Genomic DNA, 15,486 nt, shown 5'->3' on the forward strand with positions numbered 1-15,486 from the left:
TCAGCTCGCGACGGCGGGCCGGGGCGACACCGGCCCGTTCACCGGCTGCTCCTCCTGCGCGTCGCGCGAGCGGCGCTTGGCGATCACCGCGCACACCATCAGCTGCATCTGGTGGAAGAGCATCAGCGGCAGCACGGCCAGGGACGCCTGCGCCCCGAACAGCACGCTCGCCATCGGCAGCCCCGAGGCCAGGCTCTTCTTCGAACCGGCGAACTGGACCGCGATCCGGTCCTCCCGGTCGAAGCCGAGCCGCTTCGCCCCGTACCAGGTGAGCGCGAGCATCAGCGCGAGCAGCAGCACCTCGGCGCCGAGCAGCGCGCCCAGCCGGGCGGGGGTGACCTGGTGCCAGACACCCGCGACCATGCCCTCGCTGAAGGCCGTGTAGACGACGAGCAGGATCGAGCCGCGGTCGACGTAGCCGAGGACCTTCTTGTGGCGGGTGATGAAGCCCCCGATCCAGCGGCGGAGCAGCTGCCCGGCGACGAACGGCAGCAGCAGCTGGACCCCGATCTTCAGCAGCGCGTCCGCCGAGAATCCCCCGCCGTCGTTGCCGAGCAGGGCGGCCGCGAGCAGCGGGGTGAGGAAGATCCCTGCGATCGAGGAGAAGGAGCCCGCGCAGATCGCCGCGGGCACGTTGCCGCGGGCGATGGAGGTGAAGGCGATCGACGACTGGATCGTCGACGGGACGAGGCAGAGGAAGAGGAAGCCGCTGTACAGCTGCGGCGTCAGGACGTACGGAACCAGCCCCCGGCCGGCCAGCCCGAGCAGCGGGAAGGCCACGAAGGTGCAGATCAGCACGGTGAGATGGAGCCGCCAGTGCTTGAGTCCGTCCAGTGCCTCGGCGGTGGAGAGCCGGGCGCCGTAGAGGAAGAAGAGGAAGGCGACGGCCCCGGTGGAGGCACCGCCCGCCACCTTCGCGGCGCTCCCCGACGCGGGCAGTATCGCCGCGAGCACGACGGTGCCGATCAACGCCAGGATGTACGGGTCGAGCGGCAGCCAGGACGGCGGCTTCAAGGTGCGGCGGCTCATGTGCTCCACAGGTTCTCTTGGTTCTGGTCGTGCCCTCTCCATGCTGCTCCCGATCGGGGCGATCGGGAATCCCGCACACCGCTCTCACCGTCATCACGTTGCGCGATAACCTGGCGTCATGTACGAACCCGCACAGCTCCGTACCTTTCTCGCCGTCGCCCAGACGCTGAGCTTCACCCGGGCCGCCCGCCGGCTGGGGGTACGGCAGTCCACGGTGAGCCAGCACGTGCGGCGCCTGGAGGACGCGGCGGGGCGGCAGTTGTTCACCCGGGACACCCACCGGGTCGATCTCACCGTGGACGGCGAGGCGATGCTCGGCTTCGCCCGGACGATACTGGCGGCCCACGAGCGGGCCGCGGCATTCTTCACCGGCACCCGGCTGCGCGGGCGGCTGCGGTTCGGGGCCTCCGAGGACTTCGTGCAGACCCGGCTGCCGGAGATCCTGGAGTCGTTCCGCCGTGACCACCCGGAGGTCGAGCTGGAGCTGACGGTGGAGCTCTCCGGGACACTCCATCAGCGGCTCGCGGCCGGGCGGCTCGATCTGGTGCTCGCCAAGCGGCGCGCCGGTGACACGCACGGCGAGCTGGTCTGGCAGGACGCGCTGACCTGGATCGGCGCCCCGCAGCTGCGGATCGACCCGGACGGCCCGGTTCCGCTGATCCTCTTCCCGCCGCCGGGCATCACCCGGGCCCGCGCCCTGGAGGTCCTGGAGGAGCACGGCCGGTCCTGGCGGATCGCCTGTACGAGCACCAGCCTGAGCGGGCTGATCGCGGCCGCCCACGCCGGGCTGGGCGTGATGGCCCACAGCCGGGGGCTGATCCCGCCGGGTCTGGCGCCGGTGCCGGCCAGGGCGGGGCTGCCGGAGCTGGGCGGGGTGGACTTCGTACTGTCGCACGGCCGCCGTCGTGACGGGGCGCACGAGGCGGCGGACGCCCTGGCGGCGGCCATCCTGGCGGGCGGCGACCGGCTGATCCGGGGCGTCGGCCCGATGGGGCCGATCAACGGCCGGGACAGCACATGACCGCCCGCGCGTACGGGAAGCATGGAACGGCGGAGGCCGGGGAACCGACCCACCCGATTCAGGACGGACGAGGGCAGAACACCGCGCATGCGTCCGGAACGGGAGTGGCAGCGGCGTACAGATTCGGTGGAGATTCCGGCGCCGACCGCTCACTCTACGGTCCAGGCCACGCCCGAGCCTTGCCCATCTGGCCGGATTTCGGTGACTGACCTGTGCATATGCCCGGTTGTCCACCGGTCCGGGGCCCTCCCGCCGCGCCGCCCGGTGGGGTAGCGTCACGGCGCTGTGCGGAGCGCCACAAGGAGCAGGTCATTGCGCGAGTTCACTGTCCCACCCATGGCGGCCGCGCCCCTCGTGGGCGGCCTGGCCGATGTGGTGTTCGACCATGCCGAGGAGGACCCGGACCGAGTCGCGCTCGGTCGGAAAGACGCGAGCGGACAATGGCGGGATGTCACTGCTGCGGCGTTCCGCGACGAGGTGCTGGCGCTGGCCAAGGGGCTGATCGCGCACGGCGTCAGATTCGGCGACCGGGTGGCCCTGATGTCGCGCACGCGCTACGAGTGGACGCTCTTCGACCTCGCGCTGTGGGCGGTGGGCGCCCAGTCCGTACCGGTCTATCCGACGTCCTCGGCCGAGCAGGTGCTGTGGATGCTGCACGACGCCGAGGTGTCGGCGGTGATGGTCGAGCACGAGGACCACGCCATGACGATCGCCTCGGTGATCGACCGGCTGCCCGGTCTCAAGCGGCTCTGGCAGCTGGACGCCGGCGCGGTGTCCGAGCTGGTCGGAGCGGGGGCGGACGTCGAGGACGAGGTGGTGCACCGCCACCGCCGCGCGGTGACGCCCGAGTCGGTGGCGACGGTCATCTACACCTCGGGAACGACGGGGCGGCCCAAGGGCTGTGTGCTCACGCACGCCAATTTCATGTTCGAGACGGACACCATGGTCGCCCGCTGGCGGTCGGTCTTCCGGTCCAGGCCGGGTGACGAGGCGGCGACCCTGCTCTTCCTGCCACTGGCCCATGTCTTCGGCCGGATGGTCGAGATCGCGGCGATCCGGGGCCGGGTGAAGCTGGGCCACCAGCCGGAGCTGTCGGCCAGGGCCCTGATGCCGGACCTGATGTCGTTCCGGCCGACGTTCATCCTGGCGGTTCCGTACATCTTCGAGAAGGTCTTCGACGCCGCCCGCCGCAAGGCCGAGGCGGAGGGCCGGATCGGGCCGTTCGACAAGGCCGTGGACATCGCGGTGAAGTACGCGGAGGCACTGGAGGCGCGGGCGTTCGGGACCGGTCCGGGGCCGTCCGCCGGGCTGCGGATGCAGCACCAGTTCTTCGACAAGGTCGTGTACAAGAAGGTGCGCGACGCGATGGGCGGCCGGATCCGGCACGCCATGTCCGGCGGTTCGGGGATGGAGCGCCGGCTCGGACTCTTCTTCGGGGGCGCCGGCGTCACGGTGTACGAGGGCTACGGGCTGACCGAGTCGACCGCCGCGGCCACGGCCAATCCGCCGGAGCGCACCAGGTACGGCACGGTCGGGCTGCCGATCCCGGGGACGACCGTGCACATCGCCGAGGACGGCGAGGTGTGGGTGCACGGCGGCAATGTGTTCGGGGGCTATCTCGGCGACCCGCAGGCCACCGACGCGGTGCTGCGCGAGGGCTGGCTGGCCACCGGGGATCTCGGTTCGCTCGACGAGGACGGCTATCTGACGATCACCGGGCGGAAGAAGGAGATCCTGGTGACGTCGGGCGGCAAGAGCGTGTCGCCGACCGGTCTGGAGGAGCGGGTGCGGGCGCATCCGCTGGTAGCGCAGTGCATCGTGGTCGGCAACGACCGGCCGTACATCGCGGCCCTGGTCACGGTCGACCTGGAGTCGGTGGACCACTGGCTCGCGATGCAGGGGCGGGCGCCGCTGAAGCCGGAGGAGCTGGTGCGCGATCCGGACCTGGAGATGGAGGTCCGGCGGGCGGTGGTGGCCGCCAACACGGCGGTCTCGCAGGCCGAGTCGATCCGTACGTTCCGGATCCTGGCGCATCCCTTCAGCGAGGAGCACGGTCTGCTCACCCCGTCGCTGAAGCTGAAGCGCAGGGCGATCGAGACGGCGTACGCGGCGGAGGTCGACGCGCTGTACCGCTGAGGCCCGACGGGCCCCGGCGGTACAGCGCGTACGACGTCGGCCGCTAGGGTTTTTCGTTCGGATCAGGCCGGATCAGGCACCGGGGCACGCGAGCCCGGCGTGATCCGGACGAGAGGCCCTAGGTGATCGAGACGCGGAACAGCTTGTCCGAGCCGTCGGGTTCGTTGCCCTTGTTGTCGCAGTTGGTGGTGGAGAGCCAGAGCTGGTCCTGGCCGGGCACCTTGGTGACGGTGCGCAGCCTGCCGTACGTACCGACGTAGTACGCGCTCGGTGTGCCCAGGTTCTCGGTGTCACCGGTGATCGGCACCCGCCACAGCCGTTCGCCCTTCAGGGCGGCCATGTAGATGACGTTGCGGACGATGGCGATCCCGCTGGGCGAGGCCTCGGAGATGTTCCAGGTCTTCTTCGGGTTGGTCATGCCGGTGGTGGTGCAGGTGCCCTCGCAGACGGGCCAGCCGTAGTTCTTGCCCGGCTTGATGAGGTTGAGCTCGTCCTTCTTGCTGTCGCCGAACTCCGCTTCCCACAGACGGCCGTTGCGGTCGAAGGCGAGGCCCTGCGGGTTGCGGTGTCCGTAGCTGTAGACGTAGTTGCCGAACGGGTTGCCGGGGGCGGCCTTGCCGTCCGTCGTCATCCGAAGGATCTTGCCGTTCAGCGAGTTCTTGTCCTGGGCCAGGTCGGGGGTCTGCGCCTCGCCGGTCGACGCGTACAGATAGCCGTCGGGGCCGAAGGCGAGCCGTCCGCCGTTGTGGTACCGGCTCTTCTTGATTCCCTGGAGCAGAACCGTGTACCCGCTGAGCGAGCTTCCGTCGTAGGTCATCCGGGCGACCCGGTTGCCCTCGGACGCGGTGTGCATGAAGTACACGTAGTGGTTGCTGGACCACTTCGGGTCGACGGCGACCCCGAGCAGGCCGCCCTCGCCGTCGGTCGTGACGGCGTTGGGTACGGTGCCGACCTGGGTGCGGGTGCCGTCGGGGGTGGCCTTGAGCACCTTGAAGCTGTCCCGTTCGGTCACCAGCGCGGTCTTTCCGTCGGGCATCCAGTACGTGCCCCAGGGGATGGACCAGCCGCTGGAGACGGTGGCGATGCCGGAGGGCACTCCGCCGTCGGTGGCGCAGTCCGGGGTGGTGAAGGTGACCGCGTTGCTGGGCGGTGAGGCGTTGCCCGCCGCGTCCTTGGCGACGACGTCCAGGGTGTACGGGCTGGCGCAGGCGAGCCCGGTGAGTGTGGTCGTGGTGGCGGGCGGGGTGCCGGTCACGGTCTTGTAGACGGTGCTGCCGCTGCGTACCTCGTAGGCGGTCACGGCCTTGTCGTCCGTGGACGCCCCCCAACTCAGGGCGACGCTGTTCGCGGTGAGGTTCGAGGTGGACAGGGTGCCGGGTGCCGTGGGTGCGGTGGTGTCGGAGCTGCGCAGGGTGGTGCAGTCCACGATGGGGCTGACCGACGACACATTGCCGGCCGCGTCACGCGCGAACAGTGTGAGGTTGTACGTGGTACCGGGGGTGAGGCCGGTCAGGTTCTTCGTGGTGGTGGTGCCCGGTGCCTCGCCGAACTTGTTGCCGTGTTCGTAGATGTCGTACGCGACGACACCCACGTCGTCGGTGGCGGCGCCCCAGCTGAGCGTGAGGCTGTTCTCGGTGATCTCCGAGCAGCTGGGCGCGGTGGGCGCGGTGGGTGCCTGGGTGTCCGACGGGGCGGTGACGGTGACGTCGAGGTAGTCCAGGTTGGGCAGCCCGTTGGCCGTCGTGGAGGTGAGCCGGATCTTGTTGCTGCCCGCCTTGACCGGGGTGGTCAGGGTGGAGGTGGCCCAGGTGTTCCAGTCGGTGGTGGCGTTGAAGGCGCGGGCCGCCGAGACGACCGTGCCGCCCACGGCGACGTCGGCGGGCCGGGGGTCCGCCGTGCCGTTGGAGTACCGGATGGCGATCTTCCCGGTGCCGGCGGCGGCCGCGTCGACGGTGAACTCCACATAGCTGCCGACGACGTTGTCACCGTTGACGAAGCCGGTGCCCGAGTAGCCGGAGTGGTTGGACTCGGCGGCGCCCTCGACTATGGTCGCGGACTCCGCCTCGTACCGGATGGCGGCCGCGGAGGCCGGCTGCGGGACCGCCTGCACCAGTGCGGTACAGAGCAGCACGGCCGTGAGGGCGGCCACTCTTCCTCGTACCGTGGTGAGTGTTCTGGCCTGCATCTGAACCTCCGTCAGGGAACCCAGTAGTTGCCGGATGCGACGATCATCGACTGGAGCTGGACGCTCCCGCCGTAGTAGAGACCCGGGTCGATCGACGTGGTGGCGAGCTTGTTCCAGAGCGCGTCGAGCCAGGCCTGGGAGGCGGAGTCGGTCAGCGCGGTCACGACGAACGGGGCGGTGAACGCCATGTCGTTGCCGCTGTCGAACACCGAGCCGTTCAGGTGGTAGCCGCTGGCGATCTTGTCCGGGTTCCCGCCGGTCTTGGTCTTGATCCAGGAGTTGAGCTTGCGGGCCGAGGCGAGCGAGGCGCTGTCCCCGCTGGTGACGGCATCGGCGCCGATGCGCCACGGGTCGCGGCAGGCGTTCCAGGAGTAGTCGCCGTCGTTGGGGCTCTCCAGTACCTCGCCCGGGGCGGGCTTGGCGGTGCCGTTGGTGTTGACGACGAAGTCCGCCAGCAGACCTGTTCCGGAGGCGTACTTGGACTGCTGGGAAGTGATCAGGTTCTGGTGTGCGGTGCGCACGGTGTCCCAGGTGTTGTCACCGGTGGCGGCCCTGAAGGCGCGGAAGTGGTCGATCATCCAGTCCGAGGAGCGGGTCATCCAGTAGTGGGATTCGCCGGAGTCCGACCAGTCGCCGAACAGCATCAGATGCGTGGTCGGGTTGACCTCGCTCTTCTTGATGGCGTTGATGTGTCTGACCGCGAGGTCCTTGTAGTCGTACGTGCCGGTGGAGCCCCACTGCTTGTCGGCGAGGAGCAGCCCGAAGGCGACGTCGAGGTCCCCGTCGGTCGCCGAGTCGGAGCCGTCGACGCTCTTGCAGGAGGCGTCCTGCTCGGCGGCCAGCAGGTTGGCGTTGTTCACCGAGGGGTGCGCGAGCATGTACTTGACCATGCCGTCGAAGACGGTCTTCGCGTCGGGGTCGGCCCCCGCCATGGTCGCGGTGACGACCATCCCGTAGCCCTGGGCCTCGGCGACGTAGGGGTGGTCTGCGTCCGGCGAGATGACCTGGTACCAGCCGTTGCCGCAGTTCTTCTTGACGAACGCGGACTTCCAGGCGTTGTACGTCTTGATCACGGCCTGGTCGAGTGCCGACTGCGTTCCCGAGGGCTTCAGCATCCCGGCTGCGTAGGGGAGTTGATGGCTGCCGAAGGGGACCGCGGGGCCACCGGCCGCCGGGGCCGCGGTGTCGAGGTAGTCGAGGTTGGGGCCGCCGTTCGCCGTGGTGGCGGTGGCCCGGACGGTGTTGGTCCCGGCGGCGAGCTTCGCGCCGATGGTCTTCGTCTTCCAGGTGTCCCAGGATCCGGTCCCGGCGAAGGAGACGCCGGAGGCGACGACCGTTCCGTTCACACTGATGTCCAGCGGCCGGTCGGTGGTGGTGCCGTTGGCGTAGCGGACGGCCAGCGAGTCGCTGCCGGCGGCGGTGTTCACCGTGAACTCCACGGAGGATCCGGCCACGTTGGTGTAGTCGACGAAGCCGGTGCCCGAGTAGCCGTTGTGGTTCGTCGCCACGGCCGCCTGGGCCAGTACGGCGCTCTCCGCCTCGTAGCGGGTGTCCGCCGCGGCGGCGGACGGCGCTCCGAGCAGGGGCAGCAGCAGTCCGGCGGCGGCGAGTGCCGCTCCGCCGAGGGGCAGTCTGCTCTTGGTGGTACGCATGGGATCTCCTCAGCCCTTGTACTGGACGACGATCTTGGTGAAGTCGTACGGGGACTGGGACACCCCGCTGCAGGTGTCCCCGTCGCTGCCGGAGCCGCAGGCGCGGTCCCGGTTGACGGACCAGAAGGCGAAGCGCGCGATGTGGTGCTGCTGCGCGTAGCCGAGGATCGTCCGGAAGTCGGTGGTGGTGACGGTCTCGCCCGGCTCGTCCGTCTTCCCGTTCATCGAGGAGACCCCGATGTGCCGGTGGGCGGCGTCGTCGTCGTAGCCGTAGGCGCTCTTCACGGCGGCCTTCAGTCCGTCGAGGGCGCTGACCGTGGCGGCGCCCATCGTGCCGCTGTGCCCGCCGAAGTCGAACGGCATGACGACCCAGCCGTCGTTGTCGAGACCCGCGGCGGCGCCGCGCTTGATGAGGTCCTTGCCGGTGGCGTCGGGGCCGGTCGGGGTGGTCCCCATGGTCACGTACGTCACGATGCCCGGATTGGCGTTCTTGACGATCTTCAGGGCGTCGACCACCCGTTGCCGCACGGTGGCATTGGAGAACTCGGTGTCCTCGATGTCGATGTCCAGCGCCTTGAGGCGGTAGGCGTTGATCACCTTCTGGTAGGCCCCGGCCAGCGCGGTGGCGCTGGTGCACTTCTCGCCGAGCTTGTCGCCGCTCCAGCCGCCCACCGAGACGACGATGTCACCGCCGGCCGCCCGGATGGAGTCGATGGCCTTCTGGTCCGAGCCGCCGGTCAGCGGCCGGTCCCCGTCCCACTTCGGGTTGCAGGTGCCGTCCGAGAGGACGAACGCGAGCGTGAACCACTTCACGCCGGTCGCCGCCATCACGTCGGCCGGCTTCTGCGGGTCTCCCCAGCCGAGGTACTCGTACGGTGCCGCGGCCATGGCGCCGGGGCCCGCGGCCCTGATGCCGGGGGCCGGGGAGCCGGGGCCGGGGGCGCCGTTCGCCGTGCCGGCGGTGGAGTCGGAGCGGGCCCGGTCCGCGTTCTCGGCGGCGGAGGCCTTCGGGAGGTGGCCCAGCAGGGGCAGGAGCAGACAGCTGAGGCCCGCGAGGACGGCCACCAAGCGGCGTGGGGGTGCGGCAGGGTGCACGGATGATCCCTTCCGGTTGCGGTGTTAGGAAAGGTTCCTAACCGACACTGCATAGGATTCCCTGCGGAGCTTTCTGTCAATGCCCCGCGTGGGCCCAAATCCCGGACGGGGCAATCGGGTTGGCCGGTGTGCGGGCAGCCCTGCGGGGCGGCGGGGATTCACCCCGCCGCCCCGGGCACGCCGGTCGTGCCACCTCCTGACGGGACGGTCCGGGCCGGTCAGACCAGTTGGTGGCCGCGCATGCCGGTGAGCAGGAGATGGGTGTCCCGCAACGATCCCGAGGTGTCTCCGAGCGACCGGTAGATGCCCCACTTGGGCCGGACCCGGTCGGCGAGGAGCGTGTCGACACCGGACTTCGACCTGTCGATGACGGTGCTCGACCCGTCCTTCAGGATCCAGCGGACCGAGCCCGACGTCCCGTCACCGATCGTGATCCGGAAGTCGACGTCGATCCACTTGTTCTGGAGCGGTTCGAGGTCGGTGCGGCCGACGAGGATGTCGGCGACGGGCAGCTTGAGCTCGATGGTCTGTACGCCGCTCACCCGGCGCAGGGACTGGACGACGATCGGCGAGGTGCCGTTGCCCGGCTGCTTCATCTGCATGATGTGGGTGAAGCTGGTGGTCGCCTTCAGCGAGTCGGGGATGTACATGCGGTACGTGACCCGCCAGGTCTCCCCGGGCAGCCACTTCAGGTACGAGCCGCTGCCGGTGCGCAGCCCGGTCACCTCCTGGCGCTGACGGTCCGTCGCGGTGTCCCGGTCGACGGTGTGCATGTTGAACCGGAAGTTGTCGCCCTCCGCGAAGATGTGCGGCTGCCCGGCCGGATGGGAGTCGGCCCGGTCGTCCTCGACGGTCTCGAAGGCGCCGAGTCCGTCACCGCTCGCCGAGGGGGACCAGCGCAGTTTCCAGCTCGCCGCGTGGGCGGTGGCGGGGAGCCCGGCGGTTGCGGCGACGGCGCCGCCGAGGGCCGCACCGAGCAGTGCCCGCCTGGAAGGGTTCGTCACTTCGACCTCGCTCGGAGTCGTTCGTTCGGGATCTCGGGAGTTGTCGCGCCGTACCACGGGGGTATCACGGGATTTCTCGCGCCGTTGCCGCGCCGTTCTCGCGCGCTCTCGCGCGTTCTCGCACCGTCGCCGCGTTCACAAGGGTGTCCGTTGTTCAGCGACGTGCTCAAGAGTCGCGTGCTGACGGGTCTCGGTCAACGGCCCGGACGAAAGAGGCCGGAGCAAAGACAGTGCGTCGAGGGGCGACGGCGCGAGCCCTCGGAACTTCGGGCGGCAGGGGGAATGTCTGGCGGCCGGTGATCGTTGACCACGGGAGTACCAACCGACGACGTAAGGATCGACCGCTCGTGAGCCAGGTCCCCTCCATCACTCTCAACAATGGCGTCGAGATGCCTCAGCTCGGTTTCGGCGTCTGGCAGGTGCCGGACGACGAGGCCGCGAAGGCGGTCGCCACGGCCATCGAGTCCGGGTACCGGAGCATCGACACCGCTGCGATATACGAGAACGAGCAGGGCACCGGCCGGGCGATCGCGGCCTGCGGTGTCCCGCGCGAAGAGCTGTTCGTCACCACGAAGCTGTGGAACAGCGAGCAGGGCTACGACTCGACACTGCGCGCCTTCGACACCTCGCTCGACAAGCTTGGCCTGGACTACGTGGACCTGTACCTGATCCACTGGCCGGTGCCGGCCAAGGACGCGTACGTCGACACGTACAAGGCGTTCGAGAAGATCCACGCAGACGGCCGCGCGAAGGCCATCGGTGTGTCGAACTTCCTCCCCGGGCACCTGGAGCGGCTGCTCGGCGAGACCTCCGTGGTCCCGGCGGTCAACCAGATCGAGCTCCACCCCCAGCTCCAGCAGGCCGAGTCGCACGCCTTCCACGCCAAGCACAACATCGCCACCGAGGCGTGGTCTCCGCTGGGCCAGGGCAAGGGCCTCCTGGAGGTCCCGACGGTCGTCGCGATCGCCCGCAAGCACGACCGCACGGCCGCCCAGGTGGTGCTCCGCTGGCACCTCCAGCTCGGCAATGTGGTGATCCCGAAGTCCGTGACGCCGTCCCGGATCGCGGAGAACCTCGATGTGTTCGGCTTCGAGCTGGACGCCGACGACCTGGCCGCGCTCGCCGCGCTGGACGAGGGCAAGCGCCTCGGCCCGGACCCCGCCGAGTTCAACGTCGGCGCCTGAGCCACGACGAGACGGACCGCCGCCCGGCTGCCGAGCCGGGCGGCGGTCCGCCACTGGACAGCCCTGGGGCTGAAGGGACCGGAACCATGAGCGGGGACACCGCACCCGTCGTCGCCGCGGGCCGCTATCAGCTGCGCAATGTGGCCAGCGGACTGCTGCTGGAGGTGTACGGCTCCGCCAAGGGCGGCGGCGCCCCGGTGCAGCAGGGCCCGGAGACCGGATCGGCCTCCCAGCACTGGCAGCTCTCGCCCGTGCACGAGGGCGCGGCGCTCCACTACCTGGTCAATGTCCACAGCGGGAAGCGCCTGGACGTCGCCAACGCCTCGACCGAGAACGGCGCCGTGATCCAGCAGTGGCGGGCCAACAACTTCGGCGCCCAGGAATGGCTGGTCGAGCGGCACCTGGAAACGCCGGGAGTGGTGACCCTGGTCAGCTTCATCAGCGGACTCGTCCTCGAAGTCGCCGACGGCAGCACGGCGGACGGCGCTCGGGTCCAGCAGTGGGAGGACACCGACTCCCTCGGCCAGTGGTGGCGGCTGGAACCGGTGCGGGACGCCACCGGCGCATAGGCCGGATACAGGCCCGCACGGGGACATGTGCGGCTGTGCGTAGTGCGGACCGCCGTCCCGGCGACCCTTCGGGGCCGTCCCGCCCCGGGCCGTCACTCGCCTGGGCCAAGACGACCCGCCGACCCCCTGGCGGCTGGCACATGGGCGGCGTCTGCCACGCCGACGCCACGTTCTGCCGCCCGGTCGCCGGGCCCCGCCAAGGGCCGTACCGGTCGGCTGGCAGAGCCTCGCCGTCCGGCTTTAATATGGCCTGGCAGGTGTTCGAACCTGTGGTTGCTCGTTCAGGTCAGGCTATCCGACCGGGTCGCCCCGGTCGGATAGCCTGAATGGAGCCCCGGCCCGATTACGGCGGGCCGGGGTTCTACGTCACCTGAGTGACTCGGATTTACCAGTCCTTGCCACCGCGGTCGTCGTCGAAGTGACGCTCGATCACCCGGAAGCTGCCCACGACACCGTTCTTGACCCACACACCGCCCTCGACGTGGCCCGGGTGCACCCCGTTGCTGTCGCTGTGCGGTCCGACGGTGGCGATGGGGGCGCCGTTGTCGCAGGTGACCCCGCGGAAGACCTCGACCGTGTGGCGGCTGTCGTTGCGGATGTTGAGGGTCTTGGAGCCGAGGCCACTGACCACGGTCACGCAGCCGCCGAGCTCGTCACTGTACGTCCGCTCGTTGATGTGGATGCGACCCTCGTAGTGGTCCCGGCCCCCGCCGTAGCCGCCACCTCGCTCGTTGCCGCCGCCCTTGCCCTCGTTGCCCTTGCCGACGTCGCCGCCGCCGAGAGCCGAAACGGGAGCAGCCTGCTGGACGGCCGGGGCCGCCGCCTGAGCCGGCTCGGAGGTGGCAGCCGAAGCGTAGGTGATGCCGGTGGCGGCGAGGGCCGCGGCGGCCGCGACGGCAGCCGTAACGATCGTGGAACGCGTAATCATGTCGCTTCTCCTGTCTCAGAGAGACCGACCGATGCGGTCGATCTGCGGATGAAATTACTGACGATCCGAATACGTGTCATTTCAGACACGTCGAAGGTCGACGCCCGAGCGCCAGTCGGGTTACATGAAATACGCGATATGCGATTTTCACATCATTAGATGAGTTCCAACTGCCCCTGCTCGTAGGTGGGTTGACTCGCCATTAGGCTGCACAGGGGACTTTCTGATGCCCACTCACCCCGGCGGCAGTGTGTCTTGCCTTGACACGGGCCGGGCAAGACACTGGTGCCGCAAATGCCCAGGTCAGCCGTCCAGCCAGCGCCTGAGGTCCCCGGTGTGCTCACCGACACGCGGCGGCCGCCGTTCGTAGCGCGGCGGGGTGCGGGACAGCCCGATGGGGTTGGCCACCAGGCGCATGGGGTCGTCGGGGTCCGCGTCGGCCGGTGTGACCAGCGGCGACAGGCCCAGGCGCTCGGCGAGATCGAAGGCGCCCGCGAGGTCGTTGACCGGGCCGCAGGGCACCCCGAGCGGGGTGAGCAGGTCGAACCACTCGGCCGCGGTGCGCGGGGCGAGCCGCGTGGAGATCTCCTCGGCCAGCGCGTCGACGTGTGCGACCCGGCCCGCGTTCGAAACGAACCGGGGGTCGGTGGCCAGCTCCTCGGCGCCCAGGCCCCGGCACAGGGCACGGAACTGCCGGTCGTTGCCGACGGCGACGACCAGCGGCCGGTCCGCCGCCCGGTAGACCTCGTACGGGGCGATGGACGGGTGACGGTTGCCGAGGATGCCCGGCACCTGACCGGCCAGGGTGTAGCCGCCTGCCTGGTTCACCATGCTCGACAGCAGCGAGGACAGCAGATCGACCTCGACGTGCTGGCCTTCACCGGTCGCGTCGCGGTGGCGCAGCGCCGCCATGACGCCCACGGCCGCGTGCAGGCCGGTGAGCACATCGACGAGCGCCACCCCTGTCTTGACGGGCTGCCCGGGTGCGGGCCCGGTGACGCTCATCAGCCCGCCGACCGCTTGCAGCAGCAGGTCGTAGCCGGGCAGCGCGGCGCCTTCGCCGGATCCGAATCCGGTCACCGAGCAGTAGACGATGCCGGGGTTGAGCGCCTCGGCCTGCGCGTAGGAGAGGCCGTGCCTGTCCATCGTGCCGGGGCGGAAGTTCTCGAAGAGCACATCGGCCCGGCGCACCAGTTCGTGGGCGTCGCGGCGCCCTTCCGGTGTGCCGAGATCGATGGCGAAGGACCGTTTGTTGCGGTTCACGGACAGGAAGTACGTCGACTCCCCATGGGCGTGCGGCGGCCCCCAGGCCCGGGTGTCGTCGCCCGCGCCGGGACGTTCCACCTTGATGACGTCGGCGCCCAGGTCCGCGAGGAGCATCGTGGCGTACGGGGCGGCCAGCACCCGTCCGAAGTCGGCGACCACGACACCCGACAGAGGACCGGGAACGGAGGTGTCCCCCGGACGTCCGTCGGTAACTCGCCGTTGCGACTGGGAAGTTGACGCGGCTTCTTGAGCGGACGGGGTGGCTGGGGTGTGCTGCATTCGGCTCCCTCTCGATGCGGCTTCTCATGCGCCGGGCCACTGATGGCCGCGATCGCGAAGCCTCATCCTGGGCATGCCGCACACCCCGTGCCAGTGGACGAGATGTCCTGTCCGGACACCCCGAACCACTCCAATCCGTCGATGGGCCGCCGGGGCGGGCGTCAGCCCCGTCGGCCCAGGTGCACGGTACGCACCGAGAGCAGGAAGACATCGGAACGCCGGCGCAGTCCGGCCGGGTCCTCGGGGTCGAGCAGCCGGTCGAGTACGGCGATGTCCTCGGCCGAGAGGTCGTCGGCGAACATCTCGCGGCGGCGTCCGATTTCGGCGACGACATGGTCGCGGGCCTGGCCGGGGAGCGGTGCCGGAAGGTCGAGCAGGAAGCTGCGGGTGCCCTGCGGCTCCAGCCCCACCGCGGCGATCAGGGCGCTCCAGTCCTCCGTCTCCCGCTTGGCCCCGGGCAGCGCGGCCCGCATGTTCTCGAACCGTTCCGCGTTGATCGCTTCGAGCCTGGCCTCCAGGCCGGGCCGCCCCATGCCGATGTCGCGCGGGAGGCGGCGGGGCTGCAGACCGCCCTCGGCCAGGGCCACCGTTCCGCCGGGCCGCAGCAGTGCGGCGAAGCCGGCGAGGACGGCGCGCTGGTCGCCCATGTGGTGCAGGGCGTTGCCCACCCAGATGAGGTCCGCCTCGCCCAGTCCTTCGAGGTCGTCGGGGATGTCGGCGTGCCGGGTGCGGACCCGGTCGCCGAGGCCGAGCTTTTCGGCCCGGGCGCGGGTGCGCTCCAGAAGAGCCGGGGTGGCGTCGACGGCGACGACCTCCGCCTCGGGGAACACCTCGGCGAGCAGGCAGGAGATCACCCCCGGTCCGCTGCCGATGTCGAGGACCCTGCGCACCTGCGGCGCCGTGGGGAGCCCGGCGATCCAGCGGGCGGCTTCCTCGTACTGCGGCCGGCCGACTTCGGCCTCCTGCTCCAGCATCGGCCCCATGACGTCCCAGTCGAGGTCGTCGTTGTCGTGGTGATGCCCCTGGGGAGCGCCGTGGTGGTGGCCCTGGGAGGTGTGCCGGTGATGACCGTGGTCGGTTCGCTGACTCATGGAGCCAGCCTCACCCCGCACCGACGTTCTGGCAAGTATTGTTGCCG

The 15,486-nt window shown here is 70.0% G+C and carries 12 protein-coding genes; 4 read left to right on the top strand and 8 right to left on the bottom strand.

Annotated features, from left to right (window positions below):
- Positions 1-1,029: a bile acid:sodium symporter family protein gene (locus tag EES42_RS26725; RefSeq protein WP_206433577.1), complete on the bottom strand. Its 1,029-nt coding sequence runs from the start codon at positions 1,027-1,029 to the stop codon at positions 1-3.
- A gap of 118 nt (positions 1,030-1,147) precedes the next feature.
- Between EES42_RS26725 and EES42_RS26730 the strand changes: the two genes are divergently transcribed.
- Both EES42_RS26730 and EES42_RS26735 read left to right on the top strand, forming a co-directional pair.
- Positions 1,148-2,050: a LysR substrate-binding domain-containing protein gene (locus EES42_RS26730; RefSeq protein ID WP_124720790.1), complete on the top strand. Its 903-nt coding sequence runs from the start codon at positions 1,148-1,150 to the stop codon at positions 2,048-2,050.
- A 336-nt stretch (positions 2,051-2,386) separates the two neighbouring features.
- Positions 2,387-4,186: an AMP-dependent synthetase/ligase gene (locus tag EES42_RS26735; protein ID WP_124720791.1), complete on the top strand. Its 1,800-nt coding sequence runs from the start codon at positions 2,387-2,389 to the stop codon at positions 4,184-4,186.
- A 118-nt stretch (positions 4,187-4,304) separates the two neighbouring features.
- On the opposite strand, the gene EES42_RS26740 is transcribed toward EES42_RS26735, so the two are convergent.
- The 4 genes from EES42_RS26740 to EES42_RS26755 all read right to left on the bottom strand — a co-directional run bounded on the left by EES42_RS26740 (position 4,305) and on the right by EES42_RS26755 (position 10,122).
- A complete protein-coding gene (locus EES42_RS26740) occupies positions 4,305-6,371 on the bottom strand; it encodes a PQQ-dependent sugar dehydrogenase (RefSeq protein ID WP_124720792.1) in 2,067 nt (688 codons plus the stop codon).
- Positions 6,372-6,382: 11 nt separating this feature from the next.
- Complete coding sequence (locus EES42_RS26745) at positions 6,383-8,023, bottom strand: glycosyl hydrolase family 8 (protein WP_124720793.1); 1,641 nt, start codon at positions 8,021-8,023, stop codon at positions 6,383-6,385.
- A gap of 9 nt (positions 8,024-8,032) precedes the next feature.
- Positions 8,033-9,118 (bottom strand): chitinase, encoded by a 1,086-nt coding sequence (locus EES42_RS26750; RefSeq protein WP_241196596.1) that lies wholly within the window; start codon positions 9,116-9,118, stop codon positions 8,033-8,035.
- 218 nt (positions 9,119-9,336) lie between these two features.
- Positions 9,337-10,122, bottom strand: coding sequence for a Tat pathway signal sequence domain protein (locus EES42_RS26755; RefSeq protein ID WP_124720794.1), 786 nt, complete (start codon positions 10,120-10,122; stop codon positions 9,337-9,339).
- Positions 10,123-10,469: 347 nt separating this feature from the next.
- On the opposite strand from EES42_RS26755, the gene EES42_RS26760 reads away from it, so the two are divergent.
- Both EES42_RS26760 and EES42_RS26765 read left to right on the top strand, forming a co-directional pair.
- Entirely contained in the window at positions 10,470-11,306 is an 837-nt protein-coding gene (locus EES42_RS26760) for an aldo/keto reductase (RefSeq protein WP_124720795.1), read from the top strand.
- A gap of 86 nt (positions 11,307-11,392) precedes the next feature.
- A complete protein-coding gene (locus EES42_RS26765) occupies positions 11,393-11,875 on the top strand; it encodes an RICIN domain-containing protein (protein WP_124720796.1) in 483 nt (160 codons plus the stop codon).
- A 385-nt stretch (positions 11,876-12,260) separates the two neighbouring features.
- On the opposite strand, the gene EES42_RS26770 is transcribed toward EES42_RS26765, so the two are convergent.
- The 3 genes from EES42_RS26770 to EES42_RS26780 all read right to left on the bottom strand — a co-directional run bounded on the left by EES42_RS26770 (position 12,261) and on the right by EES42_RS26780 (position 15,439).
- On the bottom strand, positions 12,261-12,803 hold the full coding sequence (locus EES42_RS26770; RefSeq protein ID WP_124720797.1) for a hypothetical protein: 543 nt from the start codon (positions 12,801-12,803) through the stop codon (positions 12,261-12,263).
- A gap of 303 nt (positions 12,804-13,106) precedes the next feature.
- Positions 13,107-14,228 carry a CaiB/BaiF CoA transferase family protein gene (locus tag EES42_RS26775; RefSeq protein WP_266489132.1) on the bottom strand — a complete coding sequence of 374 codons (1,122 nt, stop codon included), beginning with the start codon at positions 14,226-14,228 and terminating at the stop codon, positions 13,107-13,109.
- 281 nt (positions 14,229-14,509) lie between these two features.
- Complete coding sequence (locus EES42_RS26780; RefSeq protein ID WP_124720799.1) at positions 14,510-15,439, bottom strand: class I SAM-dependent methyltransferase; 930 nt, start codon at positions 15,437-15,439, stop codon at positions 14,510-14,512.
- Between the last annotated feature and the right edge of the window lie 47 nt (positions 15,440-15,486).

This window comes from Streptomyces sp. ADI95-17, assembly GCF_003846175.1.
Classification (GTDB): Bacteria; Actinomycetota; Actinomycetes; order Streptomycetales; family Streptomycetaceae; genus Streptomyces; species Streptomyces sanglieri.

What these genes read in the sequence shown, in the direction of transcription:
- EES42_RS26725 (WP_206433577.1), bottom strand. Translation starts at nt 1,029, where the DNA reads ATGAGCCGCCGCACCTTGAAGCCGCCGTCCTGGCTGCCGCTCGACCCG.
- EES42_RS26730 (WP_124720790.1), top strand. Translation starts at nt 1,148, where the DNA reads ATGTACGAACCCGCACAGCTCCGTACCTTTCTCGCCGTCGCCCAGACG.
- EES42_RS26735 (WP_124720791.1), top strand. Translation starts at nt 2,387, where the DNA reads ATGGCGGCCGCGCCCCTCGTGGGCGGCCTGGCCGATGTGGTGTTCGAC.
- EES42_RS26740 (WP_124720792.1), bottom strand. Translation starts at nt 6,371, where the DNA reads ATGCAGGCCAGAACACTCACCACGGTACGAGGAAGAGTGGCCGCCCTC.
- EES42_RS26745 (WP_124720793.1), bottom strand. Translation starts at nt 8,023, where the DNA reads ATGCGTACCACCAAGAGCAGACTGCCCCTCGGCGGAGCGGCACTCGCC.
- EES42_RS26765 (WP_124720796.1), top strand. Translation starts at nt 11,393, where the DNA reads ATGAGCGGGGACACCGCACCCGTCGTCGCCGCGGGCCGCTATCAGCTG.
- EES42_RS26770 (WP_124720797.1), bottom strand. Translation starts at nt 12,803, where the DNA reads ATGATTACGCGTTCCACGATCGTTACGGCTGCCGTCGCGGCCGCCGCG.
- EES42_RS26780 (WP_124720799.1), bottom strand. Translation starts at nt 15,439, where the DNA reads ATGAGTCAGCGAACCGACCACGGTCATCACCGGCACACCTCCCAGGGC.